The sequence below is a fragment of the Pedobacter immunditicola genome (assembly GCF_037482985.1).
In the GTDB taxonomy this organism is placed as follows: Bacteria; Bacteroidota; Bacteroidia; order Sphingobacteriales; family Sphingobacteriaceae; genus Pedobacter; species Pedobacter immunditicola.
Genome location: NZ_JBBHKC010000001.1, coordinates 298,831 through 320,044, shown reverse-complemented (window position 1 = coordinate 320,044; position 21,214 = coordinate 298,831). Strand labels below are relative to the sequence as shown.

At 40.2% G+C, this 21,214-nt stretch carries 25 protein-coding genes; 10 read left to right on the top strand and 15 right to left on the bottom strand.

From position 1 onward, the window contains the following. The 5 genes from WG905_RS01370 to mnhG are packed head-to-tail and all read left to right on the top strand — an operon-like array spanning window position 1 to window position 2,999. Entirely contained in the window at window positions 1-357 is a 357-nt protein-coding gene (locus tag WG905_RS01370; RefSeq protein ID WP_339589894.1) for a Na+/H+ antiporter subunit C, read from the top strand. After that, window positions 354-1,862: a proton-conducting transporter transmembrane domain-containing protein gene (locus tag WG905_RS01365; RefSeq protein WP_339589893.1), complete on the top strand. Its 1,509-nt coding sequence runs from the start codon at window positions 354-356 to the stop codon at window positions 1,860-1,862. Before WG905_RS01370 ends, WG905_RS01365 begins: the two co-directional genes overlap by 4 nt. Before the next feature lie 28 nt (window positions 1,863-1,890). Beyond that, window positions 1,891-2,349: a Na+/H+ antiporter subunit E gene (locus WG905_RS01360; protein ID WP_339589892.1), complete on the top strand. Its 459-nt coding sequence runs from the start codon at window positions 1,891-1,893 to the stop codon at window positions 2,347-2,349. Next, window positions 2,346-2,612 (top strand): monovalent cation/H+ antiporter complex subunit F, encoded by a 267-nt coding sequence (locus tag WG905_RS01355; RefSeq protein ID WP_339589891.1) that lies wholly within the window; start codon window positions 2,346-2,348, stop codon window positions 2,610-2,612. Before WG905_RS01360 ends, WG905_RS01355 begins: the two co-directional genes overlap by 4 nt. Before the next feature lie 3 nt (window positions 2,613-2,615). Continuing rightward, the gene (gene mnhG / locus WG905_RS01350) at window positions 2,616-2,999 is read left to right on the top strand and encodes a monovalent cation/H(+) antiporter subunit G (RefSeq protein ID WP_339589890.1); all 384 of its coding nucleotides are present in this window, start codon (window positions 2,616-2,618) and stop codon (window positions 2,997-2,999) included. Here mnhG and WG905_RS01345 read toward each other — a convergent pair. The 12 genes from WG905_RS01345 to WG905_RS01290 all read right to left on the bottom strand — a co-directional run bounded on the left by WG905_RS01345 (window position 2,983) and on the right by WG905_RS01290 (window position 15,560). Then, window positions 2,983-3,615: a sterol desaturase family protein gene (locus WG905_RS01345; RefSeq protein ID WP_339589889.1), complete on the bottom strand. Its 633-nt coding sequence runs from the start codon at window positions 3,613-3,615 to the stop codon at window positions 2,983-2,985. The two genes, mnhG and WG905_RS01345, sit on opposite strands and share 17 nt — an antisense overlap. A 9-nt stretch (window positions 3,616-3,624) precedes the next feature. Further along, a complete protein-coding gene (locus WG905_RS01340) occupies window positions 3,625-3,861 on the bottom strand; it encodes a hypothetical protein (RefSeq protein ID WP_339589888.1) in 237 nt (78 codons plus the stop codon). Between the two features lie 199 nt (window positions 3,862-4,060). Beyond that, window positions 4,061-5,203, bottom strand: a complete 1,143-nt coding sequence (locus tag WG905_RS01335; RefSeq protein ID WP_339589887.1) for an efflux RND transporter periplasmic adaptor subunit — start codon at window positions 5,201-5,203, stop codon at window positions 4,061-4,063. A gap of 62 nt (window positions 5,204-5,265) precedes the next feature. Next, window positions 5,266-9,627, bottom strand: coding sequence for a CusA/CzcA family heavy metal efflux RND transporter (locus tag WG905_RS01330; RefSeq protein ID WP_339589886.1), 4,362 nt, complete (start codon window positions 9,625-9,627; stop codon window positions 5,266-5,268). Window positions 9,628-9,705: 78 nt separating this feature from the next. Further along, window positions 9,706-9,933, bottom strand: a complete 228-nt coding sequence (locus tag WG905_RS01325; protein WP_339589885.1) for a hypothetical protein — start codon at window positions 9,931-9,933, stop codon at window positions 9,706-9,708. Window positions 9,934-10,179: 246 nt separating this feature from the next. Then, window positions 10,180-11,373, bottom strand: coding sequence for a hypothetical protein (locus tag WG905_RS01320; RefSeq protein WP_339589884.1), 1,194 nt, complete (start codon window positions 11,371-11,373; stop codon window positions 10,180-10,182). Beyond that, complete coding sequence (locus tag WG905_RS01315; RefSeq protein WP_339589883.1) at window positions 11,363-11,995, bottom strand: RNA polymerase sigma factor; 633 nt, start codon at window positions 11,993-11,995, stop codon at window positions 11,363-11,365. Before WG905_RS01315 ends, WG905_RS01320 begins: the two co-directional genes overlap by 11 nt. Window positions 11,996-12,069: 74 nt before the next feature. Then, window positions 12,070-13,044, bottom strand: a complete 975-nt coding sequence (locus tag WG905_RS01310; protein ID WP_339589882.1) for a DUF5777 family beta-barrel protein — start codon at window positions 13,042-13,044, stop codon at window positions 12,070-12,072. 73 nt (window positions 13,045-13,117) lie between these two features. After that, complete coding sequence (locus WG905_RS01305) at window positions 13,118-13,672, bottom strand: YceI family protein (protein WP_339589881.1); 555 nt, start codon at window positions 13,670-13,672, stop codon at window positions 13,118-13,120. A gap of 47 nt (window positions 13,673-13,719) precedes the next feature. Next, window positions 13,720-14,106 (bottom strand): hypothetical protein, encoded by a 387-nt coding sequence (locus WG905_RS01300; protein ID WP_339589880.1) that lies wholly within the window; start codon window positions 14,104-14,106, stop codon window positions 13,720-13,722. Window positions 14,107-14,133: 27 nt separating this feature from the next. Next, complete coding sequence (locus WG905_RS01295; protein WP_339589879.1) at window positions 14,134-14,631, bottom strand: CHRD domain-containing protein; 498 nt, start codon at window positions 14,629-14,631, stop codon at window positions 14,134-14,136. Between the two features lie 170 nt (window positions 14,632-14,801). After that, a complete protein-coding gene (locus WG905_RS01290) occupies window positions 14,802-15,560 on the bottom strand; it encodes a YoaK family protein (protein ID WP_339589878.1) in 759 nt (252 codons plus the stop codon). Window positions 15,561-15,832: 272 nt separating this feature from the next. Between WG905_RS01290 and WG905_RS01285 the strand changes: the two genes are divergently transcribed. From WG905_RS01285 to WG905_RS01270, 4 genes are all read left to right on the top strand, one after another. Next, window positions 15,833-16,330 carry a DinB family protein gene (locus tag WG905_RS01285; RefSeq protein ID WP_339589877.1) on the top strand — a complete coding sequence of 166 codons (498 nt, stop codon included), beginning with the start codon at window positions 15,833-15,835 and terminating at the stop codon, window positions 16,328-16,330. Then, a complete protein-coding gene (locus WG905_RS01280) occupies window positions 16,327-16,863 on the top strand; it encodes a dihydrofolate reductase family protein (RefSeq protein WP_339589876.1) in 537 nt (178 codons plus the stop codon). The genes WG905_RS01285 and WG905_RS01280 overlap by 4 nt, the downstream gene beginning before the upstream one ends. 131 nt (window positions 16,864-16,994) lie before the next feature. Next, entirely contained in the window at window positions 16,995-17,348 is a 354-nt protein-coding gene (locus tag WG905_RS01275; protein WP_339589875.1) for a DUF6152 family protein, read from the top strand. Between the two features lie 2 nt (window positions 17,349-17,350). Beyond that, complete coding sequence (locus WG905_RS01270) at window positions 17,351-17,848, top strand: DUF6644 family protein (RefSeq protein ID WP_339589874.1); 498 nt, start codon at window positions 17,351-17,353, stop codon at window positions 17,846-17,848. 25 nt (window positions 17,849-17,873) lie between these two features. Here WG905_RS01270 and WG905_RS01265 read toward each other — a convergent pair whose 3' ends face one another. Then, entirely contained in the window at window positions 17,874-18,404 is a 531-nt protein-coding gene (locus WG905_RS01265; RefSeq protein ID WP_339589873.1) for a glycosyl-4,4'-diaponeurosporenoate acyltransferase CrtO family protein, read from the bottom strand. A gap of 247 nt (window positions 18,405-18,651) precedes the next feature. Here WG905_RS01265 and WG905_RS01260 point away from each other — a divergent pair, with 247 nt between their 5' ends. Continuing rightward, complete coding sequence (locus tag WG905_RS01260; RefSeq protein ID WP_339589872.1) at window positions 18,652-19,659, top strand: alpha/beta fold hydrolase; 1,008 nt, start codon at window positions 18,652-18,654, stop codon at window positions 19,657-19,659. Between the two features lie 78 nt (window positions 19,660-19,737). Here WG905_RS01260 and WG905_RS01255 read toward each other — a convergent pair whose 3' ends face one another. Together WG905_RS01255 and WG905_RS01250 are read right to left on the bottom strand one after the other, a co-directional pair. Next, window positions 19,738-20,010, bottom strand: a complete 273-nt coding sequence (locus tag WG905_RS01255) for a TFIIB-type zinc ribbon-containing protein (protein WP_339589871.1) — start codon at window positions 20,008-20,010, stop codon at window positions 19,738-19,740. Between the two features lie 109 nt (window positions 20,011-20,119). Next, window positions 20,120-21,214 carry a DUF4855 domain-containing protein gene (locus WG905_RS01250; RefSeq protein WP_339589870.1) on the bottom strand — a complete coding sequence of 365 codons (1,095 nt, stop codon included), beginning with the start codon at window positions 21,212-21,214 and terminating at the stop codon, window positions 20,120-20,122.

Below are 21,214 nucleotides of genomic sequence, written 5' to 3'. Positions count from 1 at the left end.
ATGGAACTTTTATTAGTCTTCATGATTGGTGTTTTATATGCTGCCGGAGTATATTTAATATTGAGAAGAAGTATGGTGCGTTTACTGTTGGGAATCATGCTCCTCGGGAATGCCACCAATATTTTAATTTTTTTATTAGGGAACATCGTTAAGGGTAAACCACCCATTATTGAAGAGAGCTTTAAGGTGTTTCAGGATATCTATGCAGACCCCGTGCCTCAGGCTTTAATCTTAACGGCTATTGTAATCAGTTTTGCTTTTACATCTTTCGCGATTGTTTTATTAAAACGTGTATATGCCCTGATTGGTTCAGATGATTTAGATGATTTAAATACGCCGGAAGAAGAAGACTTATGATTGACAACCAAATTATTACGACAGTATTAATTCATTTATTCACTGCGATTATACAACTTGCCTGTTGGAGGAAAACGGTAACACAACGGATTTTAAGTGTCATCGGCTGCTTTTTAGCCTTCCTGTTTTCAGTTGACTTATTTACCAAAGTATATAACGGTGGCATCCTGACCATGAATGCGGGTAATTGGGACGCTCCATTTGGAATCGTGTTCGTTGCCGACTTGTTCAGCACATCCATGGTTCTGTTAACTTCCATTGCAGCATTGGCCGTATCTATATTTTCTGCCCGTGGTGTTGGGAGAGCCAGAATGCTTTACGGGTATTTTCCTATTTTTCATCTCCTGATCATGGGGTTAAACGGTGCTTTTTTAACAGGCGATATCTTCAACTTATATGTCTGGTTTGAGGTGGTGATCATTGCTTCTTTTGTACTTTTAACGTTGGGCGGCCGTAAAGCGCAGCTGGAGGGAGCGGTAAAGTACATGGCCATGAATATCCTGGCCTCCACTTTCTTTCTGACAGGAATTGGAATTTTGTACGGGATTACCGGCACATTGAATATGGCTGATCTTGCTTTGAAAATACCGAAGGTTGCTGACCAGTCGATCGTTAATTTAACTTCCCTGTTTTTCCTGATTGGATTCGGGATCAAATCTGCGGTTTTCCCTTTATATTTCTGGCTTCCATCCTCCTACCATACGCCACCTTCAGCTGTTGCAGCAACATTTGGCGGGTTACTTACTAAAGTTGGTTTGTATGCCTTATTCAGGGTATTTACCTTGATGTTTGAACCTAATGAATTTATAAAAACCGTTTTTATTGTCATGGGTATCATGACCATCCTCACGGGTGCTTTTGGTGCCATCATTAAAAACAACATCAGAAGGTTATTTTCTTATTTAATTGTTTGTCATATCGGTTTTATCATCGGTGGTTTAGGCTTATACACTAAACTCGCTTTATTGGGTGCTGTTTTTTACCTGATCCATGATATCATTGTGAAGACAAACTTATTTTTAATTGCAGGGTTGATCAGGCAATTAAGGGGAACGATGAATATGCCAAAATTAGGTGGCCTGTATGCGGAATATCCCAAGATTTCGTTCTTAATAGCGATAGTATTGTTTTCACTGGCAGGTATTCCTCCACTCTCCGGCTTCTGGCCAAAGATTTATTTAATGGAGGCTGCATTTGACAGTTCAAGTTATTTTTATATCGCCAGTTTAATTATAGGAAGCTTTATAACCTTGTATGTTATTTCGAAATTATGGTCTGAAGTTTTTTGGAAAGACGCTGTTCAAGATGACGAGATCGTTGATAGTTTTAAACCGCTGAGCACCTTCAATAAAGTAGTATTAGTGTTGCCTATTGGCATATTGGCCGGCACTTCCTTATTTATCGGCTTAAATGCAGAATTTATTATCCAGGTGGCAGACAGGATTACCAACGAAATGTTAGACACAACACCTTATATCAAGGCCGTATTAGGCGTAAATAAATAATTGATTAGTTATGATTAAACATTTTTTGATGAACTTACTGCTATCCTTTATTTGGGTTGCACTAACAGGTTCCATGTATTACTCTAACTTCCTCTTTGGCTTTATGTTAGGTTTTTTTGTCCTGTGGATAATGAACAGGAACGAAACTGATCAGCGCTATTTTTATCGCGTTCCGAAAACCATTGGTTTCCTGCTTTTCTTGTTTTACAAGATGGTCATGGCCAATATTGAGGTGGCTTACGATGTGATTACGCCAAAGTATTTTTTCCAACCAGGCATCGTCTGCTATCCCATGGACGCAAAAACGGATTTAGAGATCAACCTTTTATCAACCATCATTTCCATGACACCCGGCACCTTGATTTTGGACATCAGTGATGATAAGAAATCGCTTTACATACACGTCATGTACCTGAAAAGTAAGGAAGCGTTTATGCAGGAGACAAAGAATGGATTTGAAAAGAGACTATTAGAGATATTACGATGAGACTAGATTTATATTTTGATTACATTATTTTCCCAATACTCACCATTTCGGTGATACTGATTTTTATACGCCTGTTTAAAGGACCTGAGGTTGTAGACCGGGTGATAGCCCTTGACTTAATCATCACTGTAGGCACTGCCTTAATTACAGCCTTTAGCATCCGTTCGGGGCAGGCCATATTTTTAGATGTAGCCATGATTTTGGCACTCATCGCCTTTCTTGGAACAATTGCATTTTCATTTTATTTAGATAAAAAAGGATAAGATATGAAGGATATTTTCATTGCTCTTTTCAGCACAATTGGCTCATTAGCAATCTTGTTTGCTTCCATAGGCATTCTCCGGATGCCAGATTTCTATTTACGCCTTTCAGTTACGGTAAAGGCTGCAACCCTTGGGGTAGGCTTTCTGCTCGCTGGCGCAGCTATTGCATTTCCTGATGTTTCTGTAACTACGAAAGCGATGGCTATAGCCTTCTTTTTAGTACTTACGGCTCCGGTCGCAGCACACATGATTGGCAGAACCGCTTACCATACAGGTATACGCACCTGGAAAGGAACAATAATGGATGAATTAAAAGAGAAAAAGTCTAGTGATGATACAAAAAAGGCAGCGCTAAAAGATAACGACAAACTTAATGGTCCTGTTTAGGTAGAGTACCAAACACTTTGTCCCAAAACATAGAACTTACGCCAAAGGCCTTACCTGAATATTTATAATGATGTAGGTGATGGTTTCTCCATAAAATCTTTAAGTACTTGGGTGGTGCATAAACATGGATGGCGTAATGGATTGTGACATAAACGAGATAGCCAGTAATAAATCCTGAGAAAAACACCAAAGCGTAACCAATCTTGCCTGAAATCAAATAAGAAGTAGCACAAAAAATCAGGAAAACAGAGGAAGACATGATCACACTTGGTAGCGGCGGCATAAACAGGCGGGTTTTATCCCTTGGAAACTCATGATGGTTTTCATGAAAAATATACACTAAACGTTTTCCGAAATCACTTTTTGCTTCAAAATGAAACAGAAAACGATGAACAAGGTATTCTGTAAGCGTCCAGCTGAACATCGCAGTAATGAAAATGAGGACTATCTGTAGCAGCCGGTAATGATATACTGTATAAGCATAATAAACCAGGAATACAGTAACAGGGACATAGAGGGTATAAATTACCCATGGCCTGGTTTTACTCAGCCTTTCTAAGGCAGGATGCTTAAATAGCTTTGCCTGCCCTTTGTTACTAATCACCTTGTTCTTCATCACTGAAACTTATACTTTTTGTTCGTGAAAATCTTCACCTTCTAAAGCTAGTCCGATGTTAACGAGAAAGTCTGCATCTACATGATGATCATCACCTGAACGCCAGGTGCCATTTTTGGATAAAATAAAAAAGCTGGAACCATTAGGATGAAATATCCTGAAACCATGGAGCCCCTTGTAGTTTTCTGATCTGGCTATAAGCTTTAACAAAGCACCTGTTGAGGGATCTTTAACCTGGATTTCCATGATTCTTCAATCTAAGATGGGCACATTAATAAAAGATTAAAAACAGGTTGATTCAAAGAAAGTTTACACGAAAAATACTTGATTTAAGGATAAAATACGCTTTTGTTCTGTGACGAAATACCTAATTGGCAAAAAGAATGGGATCTAAGTCTCCTACTCTGATCCCATTTACCTTCATCAGACAGCTATACCTGGGGTCTTATTCTTCCCCGTTTTTCAATTTCATCAAAAGTGCATAAGCGTTTTTAACCACGATATCTTTAGCGGGTAATTCAGATTTAACTTCAGTATAACCATCACTTAAAATACCGGGTTCGATGAGCAGCATGCTGTATTTATGACTCCCTTCGTCAGTGAACACATAGAACTTTTTATCCCACTTTACAACCGCATCATCAGGAACAGCCAATACACTATCATTACTTAATTGAATTACAGCCGTTACAAAAGTACCGGGCAATAACTGTTGATCATGTTTTTCCAAGGTACACCATACACTGGTACTGTGGTCCTGACCAATATTTGGTGTAATCAACTTCACCCTTGCATTGTATTTTTGTCCAGAACCTTTATTCGTAGTGACCATAATTTGCTGCCCTACCTTAAGTTTAGATGCATCATTTTCTAAAACAGTCAAATTGACCTGCAGATTTTGCGGATTGATCAATTCAAACAAGACATCAGTACCATTTACATATTTCCCTGTATTGACATTGACTTTCGCTACATAACCATCAATAGGCGCATAAATTTTAATGGTACGGGAAATATTGCCTGCAGTGAGCGCTGAGGGATGAATACCAATCAGCCTTAATTGTTCTGCCAGCGCGCTTACCTGAATTTTTTGATTGTCAAATTCACGCTCTGTTTGCTGGAAAACCTTATCGCTTGTTGCCTTGGTTTGATTCAGTGCCTTTTGTCTGACGAAATCAGCTTCATATAACTTCAGGTTGTTCTTTGCCGTCAGGTAATCCCGCTGAAGCTGAACATACTGCTGGTCTTCTATGGTCCCTAAAACACTACCTCTTTTGACCATCATACCCGGAACAAGCCTGGTGCTTTTTACGTAACCACCAAGTGGAATGCTGATTGAATGCGTATTTTCTGGTGGTACACTCACGACACCATTGACGCTAAGTGTATTGTGGAGCTCCCTTTTTTCGGGCCTACCAGTTACAATACCGGCATTTTTGATTTGCACCGGGGTCAGCTGTACCAAGTTGGTTTCTGCTACTGTTTGTTCTTGAACAGGAGTTTTATCCGCTTTTTCACTGCTGCAGGATGACAATAATATCGAGATTGTCAGGATAGAGATTGACAGGATCAATGTGATGGTTTTCATAGTATCATATTTTTATTAAAGTGATGAATAGATCATAAGCAATGATTTGATTCATCAATTCACTAGTTAATTGCATTAATGCGTTCTATTTCGAAGGCAGATTCATTGATTTGGGCTACCACATTAAAATACTCACTGCGGATCTGGATGGCCTGATTAACCAATACGGCCCAGTTCAAGTAGTCAATTTCTCCGGCATTGAGTTTCTCAGTAGAGGTAGTGATGATCTGTGTAGCATTGGGCAGCATCTTCTCCTGGTATGATTTTAACAGGCTTTTTTGCTGGGTATAATTGTTTTGTGCCTCCTTCAGGGCAGCATTCAGCTGTTGGCGAATATTGCTCAACTGCTGTTGTTGCTGTGCAATTTTCACATTCGCTGCTTTAATCCGCGATTTTTGTGCCCCAAAGAATAACGGGATCCCGATACCAACGTTTACAGAATTGAATCGGTCGTCACTGCCAAAGAATTGTTCAGTTCCTGCCTGGTTACTTTGCCAGCCAATTATTGTACCGCTACGGTAACCCACGTTAAAGCTAGGCAAAAGCTTGTTCTTTTCTAATTGATGCTGCTGACGGGAAAGTACAATTTGCCGTTCCTGGAACTTCAGCTCCGGATTGTTTTCTATATCACTTTCTGTCGCAAGGGCAGGTGTGTAGATAGCGCTTTCAAGTAAAGGCTCATACGAAGTCTGGCTGTTCAACAGGACATTAAACTGGTTAAGGATAGATTGATAATCCTTTCTCAGTAAACCCAGCTGATAGGCTACCTGCAGCTTCTGATTTTCTGCCATAGAGAGTTCCAGGACATCAACTTCACCAAGGTTAAACCTTTGTTTCGACTTTTCAAGAAATGCAGTATAGATCTCATCTGCCTCCAGTAGAAGCTGTTCTTTTTCTTTCAACACCAACAGGTTGTAAAAACTCCTTTTCACATTGGTTTTAACATCAAATCTTTTTTGTTCCAGCGCCGCTTCACTGAGCTGGATATTGGTTTTATGGATGGCGTTCTGTTTTAAATAAACACCGGGAAACTGAATACTTTGTGCGATGGAAAACGCATTATCATTTTTCAGGCTGTTGAATTTACCATATTCATAACCTATATCCGTTTTTTCAATATCAAACGCAGATTTCTTGAGCGCTTTTTGGTAAGTAGTTTCACTTTCAGCAACCTTCAAGGAAATATTGTTCTTTACGGCAGTATCCAGGGCAGCTGTCAATGTGATTTTCTCCTGGCCGCTGGCATTACTAAAACCAAAGCATAGCAACAAGACACCAGCAATTACCGCTTTTTTTGGACGGAAATATTTGAAACCTTTTTCAAAGAGGATATAAAGCATAGGTAATACAAATAAAGTTAACATGGTAGAAATAATAAGTCCGCCGATAACCACTGTTGCCAGGGGTTTTTGAACAGCACCACCGGCACCAGTACTGATGGCCATGGGGATAAAACCTAAAGAAGGAACCAGGGCAGTCATGAGTACGGCACGTAACTTAGATTTTGTTGCATGAACAACAATCCGTTTGACATCAGTCCAGCCTTCACTTCTCAGGCGGTTGAATTCGCTGACTAACAAGATCCCGTTCAACACAGCCACACCAAATAGGGCAATAAAACCAACCCCGGCAGAAATACTGAAGGGCAAGTCTCTTATCCATAAAGCGAAAATACCACCGGTTGCCGATAATGGGATAGCTGAATAGATCAACAGCCCTTGCTTCACCGAATTAAATGCAAAGTACAAAAGCAGGAAGATCAACAACAGTGCAATGGGCACTACAATACTTAAACGCTCTGTTGCAGCAGTCATATTCTCGAAGGAGCCACCATAGGCTATGGTATAGCCCTTTGATAAATTCAATTTTTGCCCGGCTTTTTCCTGCAGTTCCTCAACAATGGACTGCACATCCCTATCTTTCACGTTAAAGCCCACAATGATCCTCCGCTTGGTATCCTCACGCTGAATTTGATTTACTCCCTCGACCTCTTCCACAGAAGCAACCTGGCTTAGTGGTATTTGAGCACCTGAATCGGTGGCAATCATCAGATTTTTAATGTCTGACAAGTTTTCACGCGAACTTTCCTCCAGCCGTACCACCATATCAAAGCGTTTTTCACCTTCATAAACTTGGCCGGCTATCTGACCGGCAAAGGCGGTATTGACCACACGATTTACATCGGCAACGTCCAAACCATATTGGGCCATGCCGTCCCTGTTATATTTGATGACAACCTGTGGCATTCCCGAAACTTGCTCTTCATAAATATTAATTGCGCCATCGACTGTTCCAATAATATGGCCCAAACGGCTGGCATACATGGCAAGAGAATCAAGGTCTTCCCCATAAATTTTGCAGACAATATCTTGTCGGGCACCTGTCATGAGTTCATTAAAACGCATTTGCACAGGAAACTGAAAGCCAACAGTAATCCCCGGAACAGCTTCCAATGCTTCAGTCATCTTGGCACTCAACTCAGGAAAGGTCTCTGCAGAGGTCCACTCTTTTTTATCTTTCAAAATGACCATCATATCCCCTGCTTCAAAAGGCATAGGATCGGTAGGCACTTCGGCACTACCTATTTTGGTGACAATTTTTTGCACCTCAGGGAACTTATCCAAGAGTATTTTGGAGGCCTGCTGGGTAGTTTCTATGGTATTATTGAGATTACTCCCCATTAACAGACGGGTTTCAACGGCAAAATCCCCCTCTTCCAGCTGCGGAATAAACTCACCACCCATCCTGCTTAAAACAAACAGCGACAGGCCAAATAGTGACAGCGTAACCACTAATATTGTTTTTGGAAAGGCAAGTAAATAGCGCAATAATGGCTGATACTTTCTTTCCAACCAGATCATCAGCTTATCAGTAAGGTTCTTTTTATGTTGAATCTTTTTGTTCAGGAACAAAGCCGACATCATTGGCACATAAGTGAGGGAAAGCAAAAATGCGCCCAGGATAGCGAAGGATATGGTAAAAGCCATCGGCTTAAACATTTTCCCTTCTATACCCTCCAACGTTAATATAGGCAGATAAACAATGAGAATGATGATCTGGCTGAAAGCAGCGGATTTGATCATCAAGCCTGAGGATTTGGTCACTTCAGCATCCATTTCCTCCTGATTAATGGAATCCACCTTCTTGAATTTCTTGGAATGTGAAAAACGGTGTAAAATAGATTCAACGATAATCACAGAGCCATCTACAATTAAACCAAAATCAATAGCCCCTAAAGACATCAGGTTACCCTCAACACCAAATTTGTTCATCAAGATAATGGCAAAAAGCATGGATAAAGGAATCACTGAAGATACGATGAGGCCGGCACGCAGGTTCCCTAAAAAGAAAACCAGTACAAAGATGACGATGAGCGCTCCCTCCAGCAAATTGATTTTTACGGTGTCAATGGCATTGTTTACCATTTTTGTCCTGTCGAGAAAGGGCTCAATAACTACCCCTTCGGGGAGCATTTTTTGTATTTCTGCAATCTTGGCTCTTACCCTTTTCACTACCTCAGAAGAGTTTTCGCCCTTAAGCATCATCACTACCGCACCTGCAACTTCGCCTTTGTCGTTATAAGTCATTGCCCCGTACCTGATGGCAGATCCAAATTGCACGGTTGCCACGTGTTTCATCAACAGCGGCATTCCATTATCAAGTGTTTTAACCACAATTTTCTCAATATCCTCCGGACTTTTAGTCAATCCTTCACTACGAATATAAAGTACGGTAGGTCCCTTATCGATATAGGCACCACCTGTATTTTCATTGTTACGCTCTAAAGCATCGAATATATCAGTGATGGTAAGGCCGTACGCTTTTAATTGCTCCTGCTTTACAGCAATCTCATATTGTTTGAGTTTTCCGCCAAAACTGGAAACTTCCGCCACACCCGGCGTACCCAAAAGCTGCCGCCGCACGATCCAATCCTGGATTGTACGTAGTTCCGTTTCATCGTATTTGTCTTCATAGCCCGCTAAAGGCCTGACTACATACTGGTAAATCTCACCCAGGCCTGTTGATACAGGAGCCATTTGTGGGGAACCAATTCCATCAGGAATTTCCTGCTTCACCTGTTGCAGGCGCTCACTGATTTGCTGTCTCGCCCAATACACATCGGTATCTTCATCAAAAACTATGGTAACCAGGGAAAGGCCAAATCTTGAAAAACTTCTGATTTGTTTAAGGCCAGAGATACTACTGGTTGCCTGTTCAATGGGAAAAGTAATGAGGCGCTCAATGTCTGGTGCGCCTAACGATGGTGATACGGTAATCACCTGCACCTGGTTATCGGTAATATCCGGCAAGGCATCTATGGGTAATTTAGTGACTTCGTATGATCCCCAACCAATTAAGGTAAGTACAAACAAGCCAACAATCAGCTTATTCTTTACAGAAAAACTAATAATTTTATTTAGCATAATATTCTAATTTGAAATAAATAACATCACCAGGTCTAAACATGAAATTTTCATGCAAACCCAAAGAAATAAGAAATACTAAGCTCTGGGCGGTTTAAATAAACTGCCCTTAACAGGATTTGAATGGTTATAATTTGGGAGGGGTAATTTGCAGGACTCGACGGCAAAAGACTGCGCTTTTGCCAGGACTGTTCCATTAGCAGGAATGGCTAAATGAATGATGGTTTGGCCTTCAATATTTTTAAAAGGCAACTGCATATCTTCGGCTTCATCATTGTCATTGTTGTCCATGTCAAAATAATGCATATTTATAAAATCAATAAAACCCACGCTATTATCGCGCTGCTGGTGTTGTTGAAAATGAGAAATAAGCTTGGGTATTTTTAACAGCTCACTAAACGTGGCGTTTAAAACAAATAGAGGGAACAATAAAAATAGACATAGTCTGTTCACCCCACAAATATAAATTATTGTTTAGGAATACAAAGAAGTATTTATATCGTTATATCATTTGTTTTTTAATGGTGATGGAGCTATCAAAGGCTGATGGTTTTATTTATCCTTTTTTGAGTAAGCGCGGATGTTCCAGTTGAGATTGACAGCCATACCAAGGGATTGTAATTTCACATTTCCGTAACCGATGTCGCTTATTGGGATTTTCATATAGGGTTGTAGGCCAATCCCAAATTTCGGACTGATCTGGCGCTGGTACCGGGCTTCTACGTTGATCACCCCGAACCAATGTTTATTACGATTGGAAAGTGAATAATTATACTGAGGATTATTATATTCAGTGGAATATACATAGCGATAGTTTTCTTTAAGCATCAGGTAGGAAGACAGGCCGGTGCCTATAGTCAGACTATTTTTACCTTTATTCATGAGCGAATAATTAATATTTAAAGGAATATCCAGCACCCTGCAATCAGCAGATACACTTTGAGGATCAACAGCCAGGCTGGGCTTATAGTTAGGATTATATTCGTTAAAACTACTCTCATAAAGCTTTTTGGCATAGATGGCACCTGTAGTCACGCTTATTTTTTTTGTTAAGCCAACAGTAAATAGCAACCCGACATCACTGCCTACCTTGGCATTGCTTAAGTTATTTACACCGTTGATGGCAGGTGCATAAATAACGCTTAAGGTAAGTTGTGGCGATTGCGGCTTCAAACTAGCTGTGGTTACTTTTTCGGGCTGCAGCTGTGGGGCGACAGGTTTCACTGAATCAAGTTTGATAACGATCTGCTTTTCGTCCAGGTTGGACTTAAAAGCAGTGCTGGCATCTAAAATAACAGGAGGGTTTTGATCAAACGGCAGTCTGTTTTCCTCGCCTGCTGGCTTAAATTCGGAATGCTTATTTTCGGTATCCGTAATTGTTGGCTGAAAACCATATTGCTGTTGCTTTTCAGGAGTTACCTGTTGCCTTTGGTCAGGTTGTGATTCTGGCAATGCAGGAATGCCTTGCTCCTCACCAGGACTTTCTTCTGGCACAGGTTTTTCCTTCACAATTTCTTGTTCTGGCTTGACGGCATCATTTGGTTGGAACAACCACCAGGCAAGTAACAATAACAGCACAGCAGCGGCTGCACTTAAGACTTTCGTCCACAGCATGGTTTTCCGACGGTTATCATGCCGCCCCAAACGCTGTTCGAGCATCGACCAGTCGTTATCCATGGAGCCTGAATGATCTTTTTCAACATCCAAACTATCCCTGAACGAATTTCTATTGTTCTCACTTTTCATCTTTGCCTGGAATTTTATTGAAAAATCTAATAGTAACAGGCTTTTTAGTGGCTACAACTTTTAGATTACTGAAATTGTCTTTTCTTTTCTTGTCTGATTTAAAATTGATCATTTCCTGAAGTTTAAGTTTCGCCTTGCATAAATTTGATCTGGAGGTTCCAGTACTGATGCCTAACATCACCGCAATTTCCTCATGTGTATACCCATCAATTTCATATAAATTAAATACCACGCGGTAAGAATGTGGCAGGGTTTGCACCAAGGCCAACAGATCTTCGTAGCTTAACTTGTTTTCAATGGGATTTTCCGTTTCTACACCCACCGCTTGATCCAGGTCCTCCATGAGTGCTGTTTTTATATTTGCACGGTAATAATCTATGGAGGCATTGTGCATAATCTTACCCAGCCATGCTCTAAAAGGCCTGCTTCGGTCATATTTCTGAAGATTTGTAAAAGCTTTAAAGAAACCATCGTTCAATACCTCCGAGGCCTCGTATCGGTTACTGGTGTACCGTAAACAAATGCTCATGGCAAAGTTATAATACTCCTGGTAGAGTAATTTTTGACTATGCCTGTCGTTTTTTAAACATCCGTCCAGCAGCTGCAGTAGCTTCTCTTCCATTATGCGGCATCTTTACCAATTATGGATCTGTGCTTATTTAGCATAAGTTATTTTATGTCAACTTGTTTTAATTTTTACCATTTAGATTCATTTTTTTTATCCTTTGACAGGGTAAACGTTCGTGAGATACTGAATCCCCAGCGGAACTCACCTTTAGTCCAGGAACTGCTCGTATTTGGGACATATTGATTTTCAAGGATTGCCGTTGCATTTGTAAAAATCAGGTTAAAAACATGTCCTCCGGTTTCAATTTCAAGACCAATGCCCAAAGGGTCGTAAAAGCGGAAATCTTTCTGCGTTAAAAAATAATCCTTGCTTTCTTCAGTCCTGAAGTTATGGAAATAATCAGCCACAATAGCCATCCTTTTGGTGAATTTCACCCTGGCGCCGACCCCTAATGCGAAGGTGTTATTTTTGTCCATAAAGGGCACATAATTCCGTCTTACATAAGTTGGGGTAAGGGCAAAAGAAACGTTGTCGTTGAATTTTCTGGCAATGATCACCTGGGAAACATAGCTCATGCGGTCACCGAAATCAGTAAAAGCAGCATCTGAGGTTTGCAGGTCTGATTTTTCCATGACTGAAACTGCTGCATTTCCAAATAAAGTAAGCGATACTGGGATATAGTTATCTTCAGTTTGTTGTAACAGACGATATTTCAGGTTCAGGTACACCAATTGTCTTTGATCAGTGCCGGTACCATTTGGCGCACCTTTAACCCGGCCAAGTCCAGTGCTTAACTTATCTGAGATTCCATAATTGAACCCGATCAGGATATCGGTAGAATTATCCAGGCCGAAAAAATTATCAACACCACCATTGGATCCGCCCACATCGCCAAAACGATGCATCACTACAAATAACAAATCACTTTTCGGGGTTGTCTCATTAGACTGACCATTAATGATCTGTGGCGACTTGAATGTGGCGATCACAGGCACTCTTCCTTGGCGGCCAGCTGTATCTTTGAATAATTTACTTAAATCATCCTGCGCCTTTAAAGGGGCTGAAAAAATACAGGTAAAAATAAAAAGGAGCATGAGTTTCATCTTCAAAAGTTTTTAGCGTTATTAACTATTGTTTATGAGCCGCATTAATCATTGTTGTATAAATGGCCTCATCTCATTGCTGACGAGCCACAGGTAGATAAACTGCAGAAACCTGCACTTGCACAATTTCAGCGATGTTTCTGATCACCAGTCTCGGTATCTTAATTTGATGATCTGCAAGTTTGACCTGAAATTTAGAATGAGCTGTTATTTTACCCTGACCTACGACTACCTGGCCTTTAACCGTATAATTTTTAGTTACGTTGTGAATATTCAGGTCGCCTTTTACAGTAACCAGGTAAGATCCATCTTTTGAAAGATCCACAGCCTCCAGAATGTTCCCCTTAAATTCTGCAAATGGATACTTGCTGCTTTCCATGTAATTTTCGTTGAAATGCTGCTGCATTAATCTTTTTTTGAATTCAAAACTGCGGATGCTGACTTTAAAGTAAACGGAACGGGTTTTCACATCTATTGCAGAAACCCCCTTTTGACTGCGGGCAGTAATATCTTCAATGGGTGCTTTTGAAAAAAAAGTAAACTCCACCTGATCAGAAGTGTATACCTGTTGTGAACCGCTCATTTTAGGGATCAATAACAGGAACAATATGGCAAATACTGGTTTCATCACTCAAGTTTTCCTTTTACATAATTTGTCTTGCCAGGTTATGAAGCTTATTGATTTACTTGACCTTCAGGACTACAGTTTTTCAACCAGATATTAAGAGAATCCCTTGTTGATTGAGGAAGGGGTGCTTTACCCTGAGGCATGTCTGCCTGGTCGGTGATGACCCTGAAGAAAAACGAAGTTCCCGTGTAAGCACGCACACCGGCATAAGTGGTGAAATTACCAGGGCCCAGGGTATTGCCTCCTTTATGGCAGGTAACGGTACAATTTCGAGCGATGATATTTTTCACATAATTGTGATAGGTAACATTTTGACCGGGAAATTCGGGGGTACATGTAATGGGTTCTTCAGGCCCGGCCTCCTCAGGGGCCATTTTTGTACAACTGTAATAAAAGGCCCCTAAGGCAAGCAGAATAAAGAATAATCTTTTCATGACAGGCTTAATTAATAACTGGAATGATTAATAATCAATGCCACCACCACCATTGCCAGAAGTTCCGCTTTTAGTTAAGGTAGCGATCACTTCTCCTCCGGGAAAATTAACGGTATGGATTTGAGAGTAGATTCTTCCCGCTGCAAGGTCATTGGCCTGTTCGACAGTCAAAGTTGCTTTACCAGAATATGTTCCGGAAACAGCGACAGGGAAGTTTTCAATAGGGACAATGATCGGACCTGCATCATGGAAGTGCATGCCTACAGGATCAGATCCCAGGCCAGTCCAGGTTAAAATGTAAGACAATTCCCTCGTTGTGGTATTATAGGTAGCAGTTGTAGTACCTGTTGCTGTTGTGGTTACATTGTCATTTGATTTCACAAAGTTTCCCGAGTAATTGACCATCGTTGGTGTAGGTGCTGGCTCATCATCGTCATCATCACTACAAGACACAAATCCTACTGTGAGTAGGAGCATCATAAAAGGAAACACATATCCTTTTAGTGAATAAATTGCACTTTTCATTGTTTTATGATTTAAGTTAAACCTTTTGTTCCTTCAATTTGATGAAGGTTTATTGCTGCAGCGCTTTATATAGTATACGGGAGAGAAGAGCGAAATGCTGCTTGGTTTAAAATATTTTTTCTGTGATTGAAAATAAAGCGATAATGACTGCGATGGAGGCCTCTTATTTTTTAACGAAGCCTCTTCCGTGTAAGGGAATATTTTACTGCTTTTGCTGCAGTATGGTAATAACGTTGGGCGTTAATTCGGAACAGGTCATAAAGCAAGGTAAAAAACAGGATAAATACCGGAATAAAAAATGAATGAAATTCCCAATGGTAAAAAATATACGCACCCAGAATTGCACCGGCCATAAACGAGCCAATTATAAAAAGGCGGAGTAGAATCTTTGATTGAAGCACACTCCGGGCTTTTACTTTTCGGCTAATCAATTGGGCAAGTTCAATACCAAGGTCTGTAAAAGTCCCTGTAAGATGTGTTGTGCGCACCACCGAACCCGATATCACAGAAACCAGTGAGTTTTGCAGGCCCATGGCAAAAAGAAGTCCTCCAGCAAAAAACTCTTTAGAAACAATGGTGGTATCGTATTTATGGCCATAAATAGCAGTAAAAATCAGGATAGCCATTTCAATTAAAATAGGAAGCCCATAGGAAAACCTGCGGTTTTTATCTATCAAGGTGGTAATTAAACTGGAGCAGAAAGCACCAGCCAAAAAAAGGAACATCCACAAAGCAACCACCCTGGCTGTAGACCAATCTTGAAATGCTACACTTTCTGCAAAAAGAGCCACGTGGCCGGTTACATTGGTTGTTAACACCGAAAAGCCAAGAAAACCCGCTGCATTCACAAAACCGGCAGTTAGCCCAAGTAAGGTGGCTAGCCTCAGGTTGTGTCGTGGAGTACGCTTAGTTCCTGTATGTCGTAACATGTTGATGCGAAGTTATCACCTTAATCCCTCATTAACAAAACTCAACACACACATTAAACCATTACTTAGTCATAAGCCCTTGTTATCCATCACGACGGTGTTACACCAAAAAAAAAATTAGAAAAATAAAAGCTGCTGGGCTGGGCTGGGCTGTAACTTTGATCTATTTACTTGAACATTAAGCTGATATATTCTTCGTATATTATCCTATACTCTATTTGAAAAGACTGCTAGCATATAACTTGATAATTAAACCCTTTAAATTTAACCGTATGCAACAAGAGGAAATTCTAAGTCAATTTACAAGTGTATCAGCCGAACTGCTGGAAATCATTTCATCAACCGGGGATGAACGACTTCAAGCAGCGCCTGCAACGGGGGGCTGGTCTTTGGCACAAATTGCGGAACATTTACTGAAGACTTACGCCTCTGTAAATGTGATGAACGGAAATGTAAAACCTACAGAAAGAGCGCCGGACGAAAAGGTTCAGGGTATAAAACAGCTGTTTCTTGACTATGGTATTAAAATGAGTGCTCCGGTTGAAGTTTTGCCTTCACCTGGGCCAATCGATAGAACTAGTCTGGTGAAAGGGTTGGAAAAAAGAATTTCACAAATGAAGGAAGTTTTGACAAATAAAGATTTATCGCTTACCTGCGTTGACTTTCAAATTCCCGGATATGGGGAATTTACCAGGTTGGAATGGATGTGTTTCAATACGTTTCATACACAGCGGCATATTCGTCAAATGAACCAAATTCTAGTCCCATGAGGAAGATCATTCTATCGATGATGCTTTCTCTGGATAGCTATATCGAAGCTCCTGGGAATGATATCGACTGGCATGTCTGGGATGATGAAATGGAAGACTATATGTTACGCTTTTTTGAAACAGTTGACACCATCGTATTGGGCCGGAAAACATATGAACTCATGGTTGGCTACTGGCCATCAGCGCGGGGAGAATTAGCGCACTTTATGAATGAAACGCCGAAGATAGTTTTCTCAAGAACGCTTCAGGAGCTGGAATGGAATTCAAGTTTGCGTACAGCCATCGATCCGGAAGAAATTAATCAATTAAAGCAACAGTCGGGTAAGAACCTCGTTATTTTTGGTGGCGCTGACCTTGCCACAGCTTTTATCGAAAACAACCTGATTGATGAATACCAGCTGATCATTAACCCGGTTGCTTTGGGAAATGGCACACCTTTATTTAAAAACCTTCCACAACAGTGTAGCTTTAAACTGACGAAGGCCAAAGTATTTAACTGCGGTAATGTCCTTCTACACTATCAACCTGCATAACGACAATAGGGATATTAATAAATCTACAAAAAACCTTTGCTAATATTTTAAAGGTCAGTTCTTTTAACTAAATTTAGACAAGGATCAACAATCACATTTAAAAAGGACCAAACAAATTAAATATTTGGATTATGGCTTATTTAAAAAATCTCTCGCTGTTAATCGTGTTTCTGCTTAGCGTCTCATTTACCGCCTTTCACCATGGCTGGGCTAATTACGATCAGAAAAAAGTTTTGGATTTTAAGACCGTCATTGACGAATCCACCTTTGAAAATCCGCACGTCCTGGCTAAGGTAAAATATAAAAAAGAGGTCTGGACAGTTTACCTGGCACCAGCAAGCCGCATGACAGCCCGCGGTTTATCTGCGGATATGATTAAAAAAGGAACGGCTGTGAGAATAGTGGCTTATCCACATAAAACAGTGAAAAATGAAATGCGTGCTGAACGGATTTTTGTGGATGATCAAAAATACGAGCTGCGTTAATTGTGCCCGCTTTACTATTGCAATTCCTAAACTTATTGGAGGATTCTTCATGGGCGGAGACTATCCGACAATCACTATGGTTATATCCTGCACTGGAGATTATACACATCATCGGTATAGTGATGCTAGTAGGTGGGGCGCTTTTTTTTGATCTTCGTTTACTCGGTTTCTCGAAAAACCTGCCTGTTAATGGTTTATCAGCGTATTTATTACCCTTCTCCAGGCGCGGTTTGATCCTGGTCGTTCCCTCGGGATTATTGCTATTCATCACCAATGCAAAGAGCCTTGGCGTTGACCCTACTTTTTGGCTAAAGATGAGCTTGCTGGTAATTGCTTCCCTCAATGTATTGGTTTTCCACAAGTATATTTTTAAATCCCCTTCATCGGTAAGCGTTGAAGGTAAGGTGGAGAAAGTCCCCTTTTCAGCCAGAATATCTGCTTTAGTATCTATCATGGCCTGGGCGGCGATTATTGCCTGCGGAAGGTTGCTGGCTTATTAATTTGGATAGTGAAAAATTATGTACCTTAATTCACCTTGTTAATTCTTAGCCTGTTATACTGCTGCAGAAAAATCGGACAAACATTATAGACCACATTGCAAAAGGTGGTTAGCAGTGGAATCATAAAGTAATGTTGAAAAAAACTCAGCAAAGTGGTCATCAAAAAAAAGATAAAGCAGGTAAAATGATACCTTTCATACATTAAAATTGTATTGAGGTAATTCTGCATTTTACGTACATCCTGAATCACTTTATAATGTGGATCCCTTTTTCTGAATAACATGTTGATAAAGTCGCCATTTTGAACAATTTTCTTTATCGTTTTTACACCATACTTTTTGTAAAAATCAGGGTTGTTGCTCAATTGCAAAGAGTCAAAGAAAGAAGAGGGCAAAAGGCCGCATAGGGTACTAATTGCAATTGATCCATAAAGTAACACATCCGGATATCTGCCCATCCAATACCATAACACGGGCAGGAAGCTGAGCACTGTCCAGAACACGTTGAGTAGTTGATTGCATGCCTGCGTCTTAAAGTCAGGTTTTGTCCTTTCCATACCTTAATTTGTTTGATAACAATTGTTTTAAGTCAATTATTCCAAAAAAAGGAATCTGTATCAGCTTCGGTGGATAAACCATTTTGGAATTGAATATTATCCGTATTAATTTATTTTAAATAAGTAAATTTAAGGAAGCGGATCTCCAATAAATATAAATAAAATATTTAAAAAAACAGCACCTCCATCCTCCTAATCAATAGTATGCCCGTACACCAAACACAACAATCAGCAATGAAATTTGAAGATGATGAAAGCAATAAGAATTACATTTCAGACAGCGCTTTGGTTGACATTAGGTTTGATCTTATGTTTTAATAGTAAGGCACAAACGAAGTACATCAAAGCAAATAATATTAACATTGCTTATGAATCATTCGGTAATACGGATGCAGAAACTATTCTTCTTATTCATGGAACAGGCGCCCAGCTGGTCGACTGGCCGGTGGAATTCTGCCAGGCTTTGGCTAACCGGGGCTATCGGGTAATCCGGTTTGACAACCGGGATGTGGGCTTATCTACAAAATTTGATTCACTTGGCGCACCGGATTGGGGAGCGATCATCCCCTTCGTTAAAAAATGTGAGCCTGCCCCTCTCCCATATACTTTAGTTGATATGGCCGAAGATGCAACAGGCTTACTGGAGGCTTTAAATATCGAAAAAGCCCATATTGTGGGCGGATCGATGGGCGGCGCGATTGCTCAATTAATCACAATTAACCATCCGGAAAAAGTACTTACACTCACTAGTATCATGGCTTCATCAGGAAATCCAGACTTGCCCCAGGGGGACGAAAAAGCCCTAAAAGCGATGAGCATGCCACCACCAAACACTAAAGATCCGGATATCCTGGCCACTTACCTTGTCAACATTTACAAAGTACTGGGCAGCCTGGATGATGAACCCCTTTTGAGGAAAAGAGCATTGGCACACATCAAGCGATCATGGTATCCAGAAGGGACAACCAGGCAGGTTGCCGCTGTCTTGATTGGAGATAATTGCGACCGCAGAACAGCACTGTCGAAGATCCAGGTTCCGACCATGGTGATACATGGTGACGCTGACCCCTTGGTGAAGTTGGTATGTGGTGAGGAAGTTGCTACTGTGGTACCTAATGCAGAACTATGTGTAGTTGAGGGTATGGGGCATGTGGTATCAGAGAGATTTATACAAACAGTAACGGATTGTATCCTCAGAAACGTAAAAAGTATCGAGGAGGAGTCTGATAAGATAAGTTATTATGCAAAACAATAGGGTGATCAAATCGCTAAGCAAAAAGCAGATCTGACACCCTATTGGAATTACGGGAAGTAATTAGTTTTTATGACTGAATTAAAAATCGAAGAAATCATTCAAAAAGGACTTCTTCTTTTTATACGGATATCTTTTATCATGATGTTGATCACCAGGATGCTGGTTATATCCATATTGTTTATAATCTTTTTCGTAATTATCTCTGCTGGAATAGTGCTCTGCTGAGCTCTCCATTATCTTCTCGAGTTCACCCCTGTCCAGCCAGATTCCCCTGCAGTTTGGACAATAATCAATCTCTACACCGCGTTTGTCGCTCATCAACAACGTTTCATTACAGGAAGGACATTTCATATGGTTTGTTTAAGTTAAAATGTTGAAAATTAATTTGACACTTATACAAAGTTAACGATGTTACAGCTGTTAAAAGTATCTTGAAATAATAATGTGACGTTACATTTTACTACCTGACCTCTTTTATGACTCCATCAGCACGCTTTTGTCTTTTAACAATGATGTCACTCAAATCATTATACATTTGTCTTTGTGATTCTGATCCCTTAGACATTGCTAACCAGGCGCCACCACCCTCATAATAAGCAACGGGTTTGGTATCCCAAACCCCACCATCTTCGAAGGCTTTTATATAATCATAAAACCTTTTTTTGAAAATTGGTTGAGTTACCTTAAAATCAAATTCCATTTCAAGTCCCATATGATGCTTATTACCCATATCAATTGCCTTGGTTAAAAGTGAATAAGGTCTATCTGCTTTGAAAAAGTAGTTTGGTTGTTGGTAGGCGTGATCAAAACCACTTTTCTTCCAGTCAGCTGCCCCTTCTGCATACATATACGGAATCCAATAAAAGTCCAGACCTTTACTTTTAATGTATTTACTGAGCTCTTGAAGAATTTCCCAGCTATCACGTTGGGTTTCTGCTACCCAATAAAAGCCTTCAAATTGCAATTGATCAAAGCCCTGTTTATTCCATTGTTGTATCACATGATCAACATACCATTTACATGCAGTTATACGATCTTCAGTTTTATTAAAATCCAGCTGTTTGCCATTTACGTAACCCCAGGTATTGCTACCTTTAATTGGATCAGGCAAAGTTAAAACAACCTTTCTCTTCCGATTGGGGATTACATTCTTATTTGCAAGCTTCTTAAGAGAAGTATTTAATGCATTTACACCTTTTCCTCTCTCAAAATTTCTCTTGGTTAACCAAATCCATTGATCTTTATTAGCAGGTTTCTGCCCATAACCCTTAGCATATTCATATCCAAGATTATCTTTGAATTCCAAAAACAAAAAACCATCGAATAACCATTCATGTTTAACATTTTTAGTAGTTCTATATAGATAAGGCTGGAGCTGCGCTTCAGTATAATTCAAACGATGAGTTCCGCCATGATAGAGAAGCACTAAATCACTTATTACTCCCGGGCTTACTTTTGCTGCATCATTCCTGCTTATTTCATTTTCTTTTTGTGAAAATAAAATATTAAACAACATTACTCCAACAAATGAAAGTGTCAAAAACATTCTCATCAT